The 13,068-nt window shown below is 65.2% G+C and carries 12 protein-coding genes and 2 pseudogenes; 7 read left to right on the forward strand and 7 right to left on the reverse strand.

The window, feature by feature from the left end; translation table 11 throughout:
* Window positions 1-60 precede the first annotated feature (60 nt).
* From ACQBAT_RS13080 to ACQBAT_RS13090, 3 genes and pseudogenes are all read left to right on the forward strand, one after another.
* Window positions 61-1,473 carry an MBL fold metallo-hydrolase gene (locus ACQBAT_RS13080; protein WP_420748809.1) on the forward strand — a complete coding sequence of 471 codons (1,413 nt, stop codon included), beginning with the start codon at window positions 61-63 and terminating at the stop codon, window positions 1,471-1,473.
* A gap of 102 nt (window positions 1,474-1,575) precedes the next feature.
* Window positions 1,576-2,175: a rhodanese-like domain-containing protein gene (locus tag ACQBAT_RS13085; protein WP_420748808.1), complete on the forward strand. Its 600-nt coding sequence runs from the start codon at window positions 1,576-1,578 to the stop codon at window positions 2,173-2,175.
* A gap of 82 nt (window positions 2,176-2,257) precedes the next feature.
* Window positions 2,258-2,938, forward strand: a pseudogene (locus ACQBAT_RS13090) (sulfite exporter TauE/SafE family protein); the annotation flags it as partial.
* 200 nt (window positions 2,939-3,138) lie between these two features.
* On the opposite strand, the gene ACQBAT_RS13095 reads toward ACQBAT_RS13090, so the two are convergent.
* Both ACQBAT_RS13095 and ACQBAT_RS13100 read right to left on the reverse strand, forming a co-directional pair.
* On the reverse strand, window positions 3,139-4,068 hold the full coding sequence (locus ACQBAT_RS13095; RefSeq protein ID WP_420748807.1) for a transposase: 930 nt from the start codon (window positions 4,066-4,068) through the stop codon (window positions 3,139-3,141).
* 17 nt (window positions 4,069-4,085) lie between these two features.
* Entirely contained in the window at window positions 4,086-4,403 is a 318-nt protein-coding gene (locus ACQBAT_RS13100; RefSeq protein ID WP_075813249.1) for a helix-turn-helix domain-containing protein, read from the reverse strand.
* Between the two features lie 140 nt (window positions 4,404-4,543).
* Between ACQBAT_RS13100 and ACQBAT_RS13105 the strand changes: the two genes are divergently transcribed.
* Window positions 4,544-4,927: a thioredoxin family protein gene (locus ACQBAT_RS13105; RefSeq protein ID WP_420748825.1), complete on the forward strand. Its 384-nt coding sequence runs from the start codon at window positions 4,544-4,546 to the stop codon at window positions 4,925-4,927.
* 580 nt (window positions 4,928-5,507) lie between these two features.
* On the opposite strand, the pseudogene ACQBAT_RS13110 reads toward ACQBAT_RS13105, so the two are convergent.
* The 3 genes and pseudogenes from ACQBAT_RS13110 to ACQBAT_RS13120 form a co-directional block, all read right to left on the reverse strand.
* Window positions 5,508-5,624, reverse strand: a pseudogene (locus tag ACQBAT_RS13110) (metal-sensing transcriptional repressor); the annotation flags it as partial.
* Window positions 5,625-5,634: 10 nt separating this feature from the next.
* Window positions 5,635-7,836: a heavy metal translocating P-type ATPase gene (locus ACQBAT_RS13115; RefSeq protein WP_420748826.1), complete on the reverse strand. Its 2,202-nt coding sequence runs from the start codon at window positions 7,834-7,836 to the stop codon at window positions 5,635-5,637.
* Between the two features lie 7 nt (window positions 7,837-7,843).
* Window positions 7,844-7,948: a hypothetical protein gene (locus ACQBAT_RS13120; protein ID WP_420748829.1), complete on the reverse strand. Its 105-nt coding sequence runs from the start codon at window positions 7,946-7,948 to the stop codon at window positions 7,844-7,846.
* Here ACQBAT_RS13120 and ACQBAT_RS13125 point away from each other — a divergent pair.
* Window positions 7,899-8,378, forward strand: coding sequence for a hypothetical protein (locus tag ACQBAT_RS13125; RefSeq protein WP_420748830.1), 480 nt, complete (start codon window positions 7,899-7,901; stop codon window positions 8,376-8,378). The genes ACQBAT_RS13120 and ACQBAT_RS13125 overlap by 50 nt on opposite strands.
* A gap of 521 nt (window positions 8,379-8,899) precedes the next feature.
* Here the strand turns inward: ACQBAT_RS13125 and ACQBAT_RS13130 are convergent.
* Window positions 8,900-9,367, reverse strand: coding sequence for a MarR family winged helix-turn-helix transcriptional regulator (locus ACQBAT_RS13130; protein WP_420748827.1), 468 nt, complete (start codon window positions 9,365-9,367; stop codon window positions 8,900-8,902).
* 87 nt (window positions 9,368-9,454) lie between these two features.
* Here ACQBAT_RS13130 and ACQBAT_RS13135 point away from each other — a divergent pair, with 87 nt between their 5' ends.
* Both ACQBAT_RS13135 and ACQBAT_RS13140 read left to right on the forward strand, forming a co-directional pair.
* A complete protein-coding gene (locus ACQBAT_RS13135; protein WP_420748828.1) occupies window positions 9,455-10,000 on the forward strand; it encodes a YceI family protein in 546 nt (181 codons plus the stop codon).
* A gap of 138 nt (window positions 10,001-10,138) precedes the next feature.
* Window positions 10,139-11,365, forward strand: coding sequence for an IS256 family transposase (locus ACQBAT_RS13140; RefSeq protein WP_427197701.1), 1,227 nt, complete (start codon window positions 10,139-10,141; stop codon window positions 11,363-11,365).
* Window positions 11,366-11,408: 43 nt separating this feature from the next.
* Here ACQBAT_RS13140 and ACQBAT_RS13145 read toward each other — a convergent pair whose 3' ends face one another.
* A complete protein-coding gene (locus ACQBAT_RS13145) occupies window positions 11,409-12,869 on the reverse strand; it encodes a gamma-glutamyltransferase (protein ID WP_420747310.1) in 1,461 nt (486 codons plus the stop codon).
* Window positions 12,870-13,068 lie beyond the last annotated feature (199 nt).

Raw genomic sequence — 13,068 nt, forward strand, 5'->3', positions numbered from 1 at the left:
GCAACTCTATAAATACCCCTAGGGGTATTTCTGATCGTGTGTAGAGGAAGGAAAAAGACTGTGCTGCTTGAACGCATCTATGACGAGGACCTGGCGCAGGCCGGCTACTTCATTGGCTGCCAGGCCAAGAGTGAGGCGGTGGTGATCGATGCTCGCCGCGACATCTCGGAGTACCAGGCGCTCGCGGCCAAGCACGGCATGCGGATCGTCGCAGTGACCGAGACCCACATCCACGCCGACTACCTCTCCGGCACCCGAGAGCTGGCCGCGGCCACGGGCGCGGAGGTCTATGTCTCCGGGGAGGGCGGAACAGAATGGCAGTACGGCTTCGAGGCCCAACGCCTCTACGACACCGACACGATCACGATCGGCAACATCACCATCCAGGCGCGGCACACCCCCGGGCATACCCCGGAGCACTTGGTCTTCCTGGTCACCGACGGCGCCTTCGCGAACGAACCGGGCTACCTGGTCTCCGGTGACTTCGTGTTCGCCGGCGATCTAGGCCGACCCGATCTGCTCGATGAGGCAGCAGGCGGAGTCGACACCCGGTTCGAGGGTGCGCGTCAACTGTTCACCAGCCTGCGCAAGGTGTTCCTGAACCTGCCAGACCACGTCCAGGTCCATCCCGGCCACGGTTCGGGCAGTGCGTGCGGCAAGGCGCTGGGCGCGCTACCGTCGACCACCGTCGGCTACGAGCGTGCCCATGCCTGGTGGAGTCGGCACTTGGCAGCCGACGACGAGCAAGCATTCATTGAGGAACTGCTCGACGGCCAACCCGACGCGCACGCTTACTTCGCGCGGATGAAAAAGCAGAACAAGCAAGGTCCCGTGGTGCTCGGGCAGCGCTCCCCGGTGGCCGAGTTGACCATCGATGAGGTCGCCGAGCGTCTGCAGCACGACGAGATCACCTTCGTCGACACCCGCCTTCCCGCACAGGCTCACCAGGGCACCGTCGCCGGCTCGCTGAACATCCCCGATGGCCCCAAGACTGTCACTCACGCGGCATGGGCCTACGACCCCGAGACCGATGCGCGGCCCCTGGTGCTTTTGGCCGATGGCCAGGGCGCCGCCCAGTCGATCGCAGACCGGCTACTGCGGGTGGGGATAGACCAGACGGCCGGGTACGTCACCACGATCGAGGGACTGCCCCGCTTCGTGCCGCCGGTCATCGAGCCATCAGACCTGGCGGACTTCGACGCCGCCCTGCTGCTGGACGTGCGCCACCGTGGGGAATACGCCGCCGGTCACATCCCGGGGGCGCAGCAACTCAGCGCCGCCCGCGTCCTCTGGCACCAAGACCAGCTCCCAGGCTCCGGATCGATCGTGACCTATTGCCAGTCCGGCATGCGCAACACCGTCGCCGCCAGCGCCCTGCGACGAGCCGGCCACCACGTCGTGGAACTCAAGGGCAGCTACAACGCCTGGCGCGAGAGCCAGAGCGAGCCTCAAACCCAGAACACCCTGGCCTGAGCATCCCCAACCCGAGCGCGCGAGCCACGCCGGGTTATGACAGCGGCCATGTAACCGAACCTTCCCGCCCACGCCCGACATCCTGACTCGAAAGAAGCCCTTATGAACGAGCATCCCGCTGAACTCACGACAATCTCCGCCGAGCAACTCGCCCAGTGGCGCGAGCTTCACGACGACCTCACCATCATCGACGTCCGGTCCCCGGCCGAGTTCGAGGCACTGCACATCCACGGCTCTTACAACGTCCCCCTGACGTTGCTGACCGAGCACGTCTCAGAACTGGCCGACCGACTCGGCCACCGGGCGGTACTGGTGTGCCAGTCGGGAAACCGCGCGACCCAAGCCCAGCAACGCCTCACCGCCGCGGGCGTAACGACTGCCACCGTCCTGACCGGCGGGGTGCCGGCCTTCGAAGCCGCCGGTGGCCAAGTGGTCCGCGGCACACCCCGGTGGGGCATCGAACGACAGGTGCGGTTCACGGCCGGATCGATCATCCTCATCAGCCTGCTGCTCGCCGAATTCGTGTGGCCTGGCACCCGGTTCCTCGCCATCGCCATCAGCGCCGGTCTCGTGGTGGCGGCATTGACCGACTCCTGCCTCATGGGCCGAGTCCTTTCACGCATGCCGTGGAACAAGGTCCAGGCCAGCCCCACTGCCCAGGAGGCCATCCGATCCATCCCCGTCGCCACCACGGAGCTGTGACGCTCTTGGTCGAGGTCTACTCACCCTCAGGTCTGGCCGGTACTCGCACCGCGATACCGGCCAGACCGCGCGGAGTGTGCGCATGAGCGGGACCCTGATCCTCACCCTCGTGCTGGCCGCAGTTGTCGGGCTGGCGCTGGGCACACTGGGCGGAGGTGGCTCGATCCTCACCGTCCCACTGCTGACCTACGTCGCCGGGATGCCAGCACGCGAGGCAATCGCCGCGTCGCTGCTGGTGGTCGGAGTCACATCGCTGTCCAGCCTGATCGTTCACACGCGTCACAAACGTGTCCGCTGGCGCACCGGACTGATCTTCGGCGCCGCTGGGATGGGGGGAGCCTTTCTGGGCGGGCTCCTCGGGGGGCGCCTGCCCGCCACGGTCTTGATGGTGGCCTTCGCCCTGATGATGATCGCCACCTCCGTCGCGATGATCACCAAGAAGGCTAGAGGCAAGGCTGATCGGCCGGCGGCAGAAGCAAAGCACAACCTGCCAGTCCTGCGCACGATCCTTGACGGCGTCATCGTTGGATTCGTCACCGGCATCGTCGGAGCCGGCGGCGGATTCCTCATCGTCCCGGCACTGGTGCTGCTGGGCGGTCTGAGCATGCCTGTCGCCGTGGGCACCTCCCTGCTGGTGATCGCCATGAAGTCCTTCGCCGGTCTGGCCGGCTACCTGACGACCGTGACCCTCGACTGGCCCCTCGTCGCCGGGGTCACCGCCGTGGCCATCGTGGGAGCGCTGGTCGGTGCGCGCCTCTCAGGACATGTGCCTGCCCAAGCTCTCCAGAAAGCCTTCGGCGTCTTCGTCCTGATCACCGGCGCGCTGATTCTAGCCATCGAACTACCCCCGGCCGGAGCAATCGTGGTGGCCGCCCTCGCTGTGCTGGCGACAGCCACCATCCTGGTCTGCCGCCTCACCGCCATCGACTGCCGCTTCGCCACGAACCGGCCGACTGTCCCGTGTCAAGGAAGTGGCAGGTTTTCGCCCTCGGGAAAGTTGGGTGTGCCGGGGTCGGCCAGGCCCAGGTGCACGTCCCGGGGCCGGTTCCAGGAGAGTGCTTCGTGGGGCCGGACGGTGTTGAACTCGGCGCGGAAGTCCTCTCCGTGCTCGACCAGGTCGTGGATGTCGTCGATCTGCTCCCTGTAAAGCCGCTCGTACTTCAGCGACTGGAACGCCCGCTCGCGCACCCCGTTCTGCCCAGGAGTCCTGACCCGGGTGCGGACATGGTCCAGCTCTGGGGTGTTCTCGATCAGGGCCGCGAAGGTGGCTGAGCGGAACGGGCCACCGTTGTCGGTCACCAACGTGATGGGCACGACCTCCCCGGTGACGGGGTCGGTGAGGTACTCCAGCAGGTCCAGCCCCTCAGGCAGCATCGAGGCCGCCTCCGCCAGCGCGAGCTCGACCGCGGCGACCGCGTCGTGCTTGTTCGCGGTCGGTGACCAGTGCCACCCGAACTCGTACTTGGACCAGTAGTCCGCGATCCCCGCGACTCGCCAGGTCCCGCCCTTGGCGGTCTCGTACTCGGAGAAGTCGAACTGCCAGACCATGTTCGGACCTGTCGGGGTCTTGGCGAACGCGGCCTTGCGCTGCTGGGCCAGGTCACGACGTTCCCGCTGGTAGTCCGCCTTCAGCAACAACCCGGCGTCGTCCAGGATTCGCGCCGTGGTCGACATCGACACCCGGTGGCCGCCGTGGCGGGCCATGGCCCAGATCTTGCGGTGGCCCCACGCGGCGTGCTTGGCCGCCAGGCCAGTGATCACCTCCCGGGATGCCTCGCGGGCCGGCTGCGGCCAGGGCCCCTTGGCGGGGCGCCCGGCGCGGGCGTGGGCCTGCCAGCGACGGTAGGTCCGTTCGGGGATGCCGACCAGTGCGCAGAACCTCGTGGTCGGCATCCCCGCCTCGGTACGGATTACCTCGAGGTCCTCGAAGGGCCCAGGCGGCCCTCAGCGCTCTTCTTCCACACCCGCGCCTCAAGATGGGCCTCACCCAATGCGGTGGTCAGCTCGGCGATCTCCGCCTCCAGCTGCTCCTCCCGGGTCGAGGGACCGGTCCGGCCCGAGGCCAGCGCGGTTCGTCCCGCCTCCAGGAACTCAGCCTTCCAGCGGCCGATCGACTGCTCGGAGACCTTCTCCTTGCGCGCCGCTTCGGCGATGCTCATCTCGCCCGCCAGGACACTCAGCACGATCCTGGTCTTCTTCTCCGCCGGGATCACAGGTGGTCGACCCATAGGCCATCTCCTCCTCGGTCACGCCGATCATGCCCTCATAACCGGTCTGCCAAGAAGTTTGAGACGCGACACGACCAACCCATGAACCCACTCACACCCCAATCCTGAGTTCCCCACCAGAGTCTGGAGACAAAGCCGATATGACCACCATCGACCTCACCGAAGACGCCTTCTCAGCGACCATCGCTGACCGCCCCATCGTCCTGGTCGACTTCTGGGCAACCTGGTGCGGACCCTGCCGCAGCTTCGCCCCCATCTTCGAAGCCGCATCCACCGAGCACGCCAACATTCTCTTCGCGAAGGTCGACACCGAGACCCAACCATCCCTAGCCGCCGCGGCCCAGATCACCTCCATCCCCACCCTGATGGGATTCCGAGACGGCATCTTGGTCTTCTCCCAACCGGGCGCACTCCGAGCCGCCCAGCTCGATGAGGTCATCACCAGCATCCGCAACCTGGACATGGACGCGGTCCGGGCTTCGATCCTCTCCGAGGGCAAGGGCGCGTCAGGTCCCGGGCGATGACGGAAACCGTCGTGGGCAGTGGGGCCGCGGCTGGGGTGAACCGGCGCCGCCCGAGCGTCACGCCTAGACGAGTCAACCGAGAGCGATCGTCCTCGAGCGGAGCAAGAACGTGTAGTTCCTACCCCCACCAAACACTCCGAGAAAGAAGGCAGATCATGTGCCGACCCGTGAAATGCAGGACCTGCGGCAAGACCACCTGGGCTGGTTGTGGCCAGCACATCGCGGATGTCAAACGCACCGTGCCGAGCCGCCAATGGTGCTCCGGCCACGAACAGGAGGAGGCGAAACCCGCAATGGGTACCCTGCTTTCCCGGCTCTTCCGACGATAGTCCAGGCTGCGGTCGACCACCCACTGCCCCGGATAGCGCTACCGCCTGCGGAAAGCGCCTACCCGGACACACACAGTCCTACTCAAGCACCTCACACATTCAACAATGCTTGGAGCGGACGCGGCCTGAAGTGGAAGGACGCCGTTACCGAGGATCGTGAGCTGCTGATTGTCGGTCAGGCCATACGCGGGTTCGGTGACCCATCCGCATTCAAGTCCCATGTGCCACTCCACGAACTCCGGGGCGATTCAATCTTCTTCGACCATGCGGTGGATACCTCGCGCTTGACCTTCAATGCGTTTCAGCCGTGCGAGGTAGCGGTCTTTGTCACTGATACAGCCGTGTTGGACAGGTGCTTCGGTGGACATGAGGGGATTCCTAAGTGGTGAGGTTTCGGGTGGAAACTTCTGGCCGCAGGTCCAGGCGGCGCAGCAGTTGGGCATTGAGCGCGACGACGACAGTGGAGGCTGACATCAGGATCGCGCCGATGCTCATAGGCAGGACAAATCCGATAGGGGCGAGGATTCCTGCGGCCAGGGGCACGGAGACGAGGTTGTAGCCGGCTGCCCACCAGAGGTTCTGTTTCATCTTCCGGTAGCTGGAGCGAGACAGGTCGATCACCGAGAGCACGGAGCGTGGGTCGGAGCTGGCCAGGATCACCCCGGCAGAGCCGATGGCCACATCAGTTCCGGCACCGATGGCAATACCGACATCGGCTTGGGCCAGGGCTGGGGCGTCGTTGACGCCGTCGCCGACCATGGCCACCTTCTGCCCCTCTTGTTGAAGTTCCTTGACCTTGGCAGCCTTGTCTTCGGGGCGGACCCCGGCGAATACCCGGTCGATGCCCAGTTCCGCGGCAACGGTCTCGGCGACTGCTTGGGCGTCCCCGGTGATCATGACCACCTGGGCACCCACGGCGTGGAGAGCTTCGACCGTGGCGTGGGATTCAGGACGTATCTCATCGGCCAGGCGCAGGGCACCGACGACCTCCCCATCGACCAGGACGTGAAGGATGATCGCGCCTTCGTTCCTCCATTGCTCTGCGATGGACAGCTCATCTTGGTGCTGCTCGCGGAGCATGTAGGGGCCACCGACCTGAATCACGGTGCCATTGACGGTGGCGCGGACCCCTACAGCTGGTGAGGATGAGAAGTCCTTGGCCGCGGGGACCTCCAGGCTGCGGTGGGATGCTGCGCCGATGATGGCCCGGGCCAGCGGGTGCTCACTGTCGGTTTCGGCCGCTGCGGCCAGAGCCAGGACCTCGTCGCCGGTATACCCCTGGGTGGGCTCGACCCCGGTGACGGTGGGTTCTCCCTTGGTCAGTGTGCCGGTCTTGTCGAAGAGCACTGCGTCTACGGTGCGCATCGATTCCAGGGCTAGGCGGTCCTTGATAAGCACGCCCCCGCGTGCGGCGCGTTCGGTGGCGATGGAGACCACCAGCGGGATCGCCAGACCCAGGGCGTGCGGGCAGGCGATCACCAGCACGGTGATGGTCCGCACCACAGCAGCATCAGGCATTCCCAGCACGGCCCAGGCCGCCGCAGTGATCAGTGCGGCGACCAGGGCGAACCAGAACAGCCATCCGGCTGCTGTATCAGCGATCCGCTGAGCCCGGGAGGATGAGGCTTGGGCATCAGCGACCAGACGTTGAATACCGGCCAAGGCGGTATCGTCTCCGGTGGCGGTAATCCGTACCCGGATACCGGAGTCAGTGGCCACTGTTCCGGCCACGACGTGATCGCCTTCGTCACGACGGACAGGCTTGGACTCCCCGGTGACCATCGACTCATCCATACTCGCCGAGCCCTCAATCACCTGCCCATCAGCAGGCACAGAGGCACCGGGGCGGACGATCACCACATCATCGAGGGCCAGCTGCGCCGGGGAGACCTTCTCCACCCCGTGGTCGGTGACTTTCTCCGCTTCATCCGGCAGCAACGCGGCCAGCGAATCCAGAGCTGAACTGGTCCGGGCCAAGGATCGCATCTCGATCCAGTGACCCAGCAGCATGATCACCACCAGTAGGGCCAGCTCCCACCAGAAGTTCAGCTCGTGATCCAGCAGGTGCAGACTGGCACCCCAGGAAGCGATGAACGCCACTGTGATGGCCAGCCCAATCAGAAGCATCATCCCCGGCTTGCCTGAGCGGATCTCTGAGACCGCCCCGGTGAGGAATGGCCAGCCGCCCCAGGCATAGATCACTGTGCCCAGGATCGGGGAGACCCACCAGACCCAGTCGGCTTCTGGTAGGTGGTAGCCGACCAGGTGGGCGAACATCTCGTTGAACCCCACCACCGGCACCGCCAGGGCCAGCATGATCCAGAACAGCCGGCGGAACTGCCCGACGTGATCACCATGGCCCCCGTGTCCGCTGTGGCCATGCCCGGCATGCGCGGAGTGATCATGCTGATGCTGGTCGTGGCCGTGGGCCGCGTTCTCTTGGGTGGCCTCTCCTGTGGGGTGCATCGCATGCCCATGATGAGGCTCAGAGTGGTCGTGGCCTCCCTCGGGGGCGTGCGCTACGGCGGGGCCGTGACCGTGGCCTGAGTGGTCGTGGTGCCCGTGCTGGTGCTCAGTCATCAGGGTCCTACACTTTCTCCAGCAGGTCTTCCATCTGGTCGATCTCAGCCTGCTGGACGCTGATGATCTCCTCTGACAGTTCCAGGGCCTCAGGGCTCTCCCCGTTGGCCAGGTGGCTCTCGGCCATCGAGAAGGACTTCAAGTTTCCCAACGAGGACCTCAGCGACGTGGTTTCCAACGTCCTCTTCTTTCAACGCAACTGGATGGGCTTCCATGTACCCGCAATGTTGAAGGTGGCCCAGCGTATCTACAATGACGTTGCTCGTGACTTTTCTGAGCCTGTCGCCAACTACGAATACTACCTGTCGCAAGTCGAAGGGCTGTTCTTGCCTCCGGGGGTGCTTGACCTAGACGAGTATGGACTGCCTCTCCCAATCACGCTCCGCTTTACGGGATTTGGGATGCGCATGGGTGGTTCGCTGAACGAAACACTTGACTCGTTCATCACCTTGGCGAGGAACAGTACCGTCCGTAATCAACTCTCCGAGGTCGAACTATGGTTCGCAGATGATGTCCTGGCAGGCTTAGGGGCTAGCCTCTGATTGCAACTTGCGCGACGACCAGGTGATCGGATGGTCCCACCAGCGCCAAGCACTGCTGCGCGGACTGACTCGTCGCTGATCCCGAGACTCTTGCTGACCTGCGCAAGGGTCAGCCCCTTCGTGTAGAGCCGCGCGGCTTCTGCCTGCACTTCCTCGGTCGGTGCCTTCCGTCGCGGTTGAACACCTGCTCGACGTGCGATCTCACGAACAGTCGAACGATGCACCCCGTACCTCCGAGCAAGCACCCGCACAGGTGTCCCCGTCACGTACCCCTCCAGCACCTCAGCACGAATCGAGGCACTCAAACGGGTTTGAGACTGACGCGATTTCTCACGCACCGGACCACGCTCATCGCTCAACTGAGTAGACTGGGGTCGAAAGTTGTGGGCCTTCGTTCCCTTGAGAACACGCCGAATCAGCGTCTTGATCGGCTTCCTGGGGTTTGAGAAGTACCTGCGAAGGTCCACCGTTTACGCGAGTCTGAGGCCTGCCGTCACCTCCCACAGCGATGCCAACGGCGGCTATTCCGCAGCAGTGCGCTCCAGAATCCGCTCGAGCACACGGTCCAGAGCCGCCAGCTCGTCTGCGTCCACGCCGTCGAGGAAGTACTCCCGCACAGCCCGCACGTGACCGGGCGCCGCGCCTGCGAGGGCGTCCTGCCCGGCGTCGGTGATAGACACGAAGGCACCCCGGCCATCGTCGGTGCAGTCCTGCTTGCACACCAACTGACGGCCCGCCATGCGGCGCAGGTGGTGGGAAAGACGCGAGCGTTCCCAGTGCATCTGCTCGGCCAACACCGAGATCCGCAGCCGACCCTCCGGCGTCTCGGACAATCGCACCAACGTCTCGAAGTCCTGCAGCGACAGATCAGTGCCATCGGCGTGCAGTGCCCGCGACAGGGCAGCGGGCAACTCGGTCTGGACACGCAACCAGCGGCGCCACACCTGCATCTCCCGCTCATCGAGCCACGGGGTCTCGGACTGGCTCATGGCGCCCAGACTACCACTTTGCTTGACACGTCACCGAGCCGGGCGTAGTGTTCATGACGTATCACCTACTTCATGAGAGGATCGGCCATGGCCACCCTGAACGAACTCAACGGCACCTACGCGATCGACCCGTCGCACTCTCGCATCGGCTTCTCCACCCGCCACGCGATGATCACCAAGGTCCGCGGCTCCTTCAACGAGATCGAGGGCCAGGCGACCACGCGCCCCGACCTCACTGACGCCGCGATCGACCTGACCATCCAGGCGGCGTCCATCGACACCCGCTCGGGCGACCGCGACGGCCACCTGCGCTCTGGCGACTTCTTCGATGTCGAGCACTACCCGACCATCACCTTCCGCTCCACCGAAGTCGAGGCCGTCGGCGAGAACACTCTCCGCGTGACCGGCGACCTGACCATCAAGGACGTCACCCGCCCCGTCACCGTCGACTTCGACTACTTCGGCGCCGCGACCGACCCGTTCGGCAACGAGCGCATCGGCTTCGAGGGCTCGGTCGTGGTCAACCGCAAGGACTTCGGCCTCACCTGGAACGCCGCTCTAGAAACCGGAGGCGTGCTCGTCTCAGAGAACGTCACCCTCGAGTTCGAGATCTCCGCGATCAAGTCCGCCTGACCTGGATACCTCAGTCTTCAGTAAGAGTCCCCTGGAGTGGTGGGGTTTGGGGAGCGGGTGTGGCCCTGTGACGTAGAGGGGTCATCGGCGAGATGCTCGGTGTGTACCGCCAAGCACTCACCAGAGGAGATCTCACCGATGACCCTTCCCCAGTCTGCCGTGTCCGACCTGCTGGACGCACTTCGCGCCGGTGACGGCGTGGACCTTGTGCGCGAGTCCGTGCGCATGGTCCTGCAGGAGCTCATCGAGGCCGAGGCCACCGAGGCCATCGGCGCCGCCCGCTACGAACGCACGCCCGGGCGGGTGACGGAGCGCAACGGCACCCGCCCGAAGCTGTTGACGACCAAGGGCGGGGACGTCACGGTCGCGCTGCCCAAGCTGCGCACCGGCAGCTTCTTCCCGAGCATCCTGGAGCCGCGCCGCCGGATCGACCAGGCGCTGTACGCGGTGGTGATGGAGGCCTACGTCCACGGCGTCTCGACCCGCTCGGTCGATGACCTGGTGGTCGCCCTGGGCGGCACCGGGATCTCCAAGAGCGAGGTGTCGAGGATCTGCGCCCGGCTGGACGAGGCGGTCGGGGCGTTCCGCACCCGCCGCCTGGACCACGCCCGCTTCCCCTACGTCTACCTCGACGCGACGTACCTGCACGTGCGCACCGAGGCCGCGATGGTCGTGTCCAAGGCCGTGGTGATCGCCACCGGCGTCACCGAGCACGGCCGCCGCGAGATCCTCGGCCTGGACGTCGGCGACAGCGAGGACGAGGTCTTCTGGCGCGCCTTCCTGACCGGGCTGAAGAAGCGCGGCCTCACGGGCGTGCAGCTGGTGATCTCCGACCAGCACGCCGGCCTCGTCGCCGCGCTGAGGCGGGTGTTCCAGGGCTCGGGCCACCAACGCTGCCGGGTCCACAACATCGGCAACGTCCTGGCGCACGTGCCCAAGGCCGAGACCGAGATGGTCGCCGCGGTGTTCCGCACCATCTTCGCCCAACCCGACCTGGCCTCAATGTCCCGGCAGTGGGACAAGGTCCGTGACGACCTCGCCGCCCGGTACCCCAAGACCGGCCCGCTGATGGACGGTGCGAAGTCCGAGGTCCTCGCGTTCGCGGCCTTCCCCAGGGAGCACTGGCGCAAGATCTGGTCCACCAACCCCCTCGAGCGGCTGAACAAGGAGATCAAGCGACGTGCCCGCGTCGTGGGCATCTTCCCCAACGAGGCCGCCGTCATCCGCCTCATCGGCGCCGTCCTGACCGACACCCACGACGAGTGGCAGGTCGACGACCGCCGCTACCTCTCCGAAGCCTCCATGGCCAAGCTCTACCCCACCAGCCATACTGGAACCGTCGCCCTCCAAGAAGGCGACCGGTAGGCAACGAGCATCACCTCAAAGCCCACCACTCAGCGGGACTCTGTCAGTCTTCAAGCCCGAGTTCTGCCTCGTCCCCCACGACAAAGCCAGCAGAGCGGCGCTTGTCCGCGAACGAGTGAACCACCCTGCCGTCCCAGTCCACATCCAAAGCTTGGACCGACCCAAGGTTCGGGATTCGCTCAGGCGCAAGAACGCGCGCGTCATACCCCCGGGCTATCAGCTGGTCCAGGAGCCGTCCGGACTCCAGCCAGAGAATCCCCTGAGTCAGAATGAACCGTTCAGCGGGGACAGCCTCGTCGAGAGTCTGCCCGTGCAGAGCCCAACGGGTCACCACGTTCGCGGTGGTATTGGGAATCTGTCGTCCTCCGGGTGTGCCCACGATGAGCGCTGGTCGCCCCTGTCCGTCGAGCAGCATCGACGGTGAACTCCAGGTGACCGAGCGCCGTCCGGGCTGGGGGGTATTGGCATCGGTCACTCCGATGTCGAAGAAGCGTCTCAACTGATCGTTGAGGAAGTACCCATCGACGTAACGCCCGCTTCCCCAATAGTTGGTGATGGTGTTGGTCATCGAGATGGCCAGACCATCGGCATCGATCACCGAGATGTGAGTCGTGTTCGCCGCACCGTCATAGGACTTCTCCGCCGCCGACGACTTCGACACCGCCTGTGCTCCTGGGAGCTGATCGGCAAGTTCGGCGTTCAGCTCATCGTCAGTAAGGCGATCGACCGGCACATCCACGTACTTGGGGTCGCCGAAGAACCGCTGCACCGACCCGTCGGCGATCCTCCAGGCCTGAGTCTGCAGATCCACAAATTCTGCCGAGTCCGGATCAATGTCCCCGATGCCAGCAGCCTCTGCAATCTGGATCATCTGGATGATGGCAGCACCTGGGAGCGGTGGAGCGCCGGAGAGCATCGTGTACTCGCCAACTTGCCCAGAGGCGGGGTCTGACACGTCCACCTCATAGGAACTGAGTGTTTCCCTGTCCAGACCAGGAATCTGCGTCAGGTGCTCAGCAAGCTCACCCGTGTAGATGCTCGTCGGGTCGGCAGCGATATCGCGCATGGTCTGGGCAAGCTCTGCCTGAACCAGGAGATCACCCTCGCGGAGAGGCGCACCGTCACTGCGATGGAAGTGCGCCAGATCTGCAATCGCCTGCTCCCCGCGCGGAGTGTCGATGGCTGACGCGAGATATCGCGTCACATGCACCCCCTCCTCTGCGAGTTCGATAGCAGGAGTGAGCAGATCATCCCAAGGCAGGGAACCATGCTCGTCGTGGAGTTGCATCATCCCCGCGACGAACCCTGGAACCCCGACCCCATCTTCCGGGACGACCCCGGAGACCCCGACATACTCCCGGTAGTCGTAGTGAAGCCGCTGGCCATCAGCCACGACGATGGTGGCCCCTCCACCCCCGATCCCCGACGAGGCTGGCTGCAGAACTGCATCGGCAAAGGCTGCGGCGATGGCAGCGTCGGCCGCGTTACCGCCGTCCCGGAGCATCGCCTCTCCCGCCTCGGAGGCGAGCGGATGGCCGGAGCTGACTCCCCAGGCACCAAGAGCGGACTCCGCCGGTTCCGCATCCTCGGACGCAGACTCAGGAGGTTGGGCCCGATCCGACGCGGAGGAACCTTCGAGCGCGGGGCTGGCGCCAGGTGGTCTCGGCACAGGCACAGGCTGCCCTGAACAGGCAGCCAAGACG

It is taken from the genome of Ornithinimicrobium pulveris, assembly GCF_050261105.1.
Classification (GTDB): Bacteria; Actinomycetota; Actinomycetes; order Actinomycetales; family Dermatophilaceae; genus Ornithinicoccus.

Coding starts and splice junctions, on each gene's coding strand:
- ACQBAT_RS13095 (WP_420748807.1), bottom strand. CDS start 4,068: ATGCCGACCACGAGGTTCTGCGCACTGGTCGGCATCCCCGAACGGACC.
- ACQBAT_RS13130 (WP_420748827.1), bottom strand. CDS start 9,367: ATGAGCCAGTCCGAGACCCCGTGGCTCGATGAGCGGGAGATGCAGGTG.
- ACQBAT_RS13100 (WP_075813249.1), bottom strand. CDS start 4,403: ATGGGTCGACCACCTGTGATCCCGGCGGAGAAGAAGACCAGGATCGTG.
- ACQBAT_RS13125 (WP_420748830.1), top strand. CDS start 7,899: ATGATCTCCTCTGACAGTTCCAGGGCCTCAGGGCTCTCCCCGTTGGCC.
- ACQBAT_RS13085 (WP_420748808.1), top strand. CDS start 1,576: ATGAACGAGCATCCCGCTGAACTCACGACAATCTCCGCCGAGCAACTC.
- ACQBAT_RS13105 (WP_420748825.1), top strand. CDS start 4,544: ATGACCACCATCGACCTCACCGAAGACGCCTTCTCAGCGACCATCGCT.
- ACQBAT_RS13140 (WP_427197701.1), top strand. CDS start 10,139: ATGACCCTTCCCCAGTCTGCCGTGTCCGACCTGCTGGACGCACTTCGC.
- ACQBAT_RS13145 (WP_420747310.1), bottom strand. CDS start 12,869: ATGCTCCGGGACGGCGGTAACGCGGCCGACGCTGCCATCGCCGCAGCC.
- ACQBAT_RS13115 (WP_420748826.1), bottom strand. CDS start 7,836: ATGACTGAGCACCAGCACGGGCACCACGACCACTCAGGCCACGGTCAC.
- ACQBAT_RS13135 (WP_420748828.1), top strand. CDS start 9,455: ATGGCCACCCTGAACGAACTCAACGGCACCTACGCGATCGACCCGTCG.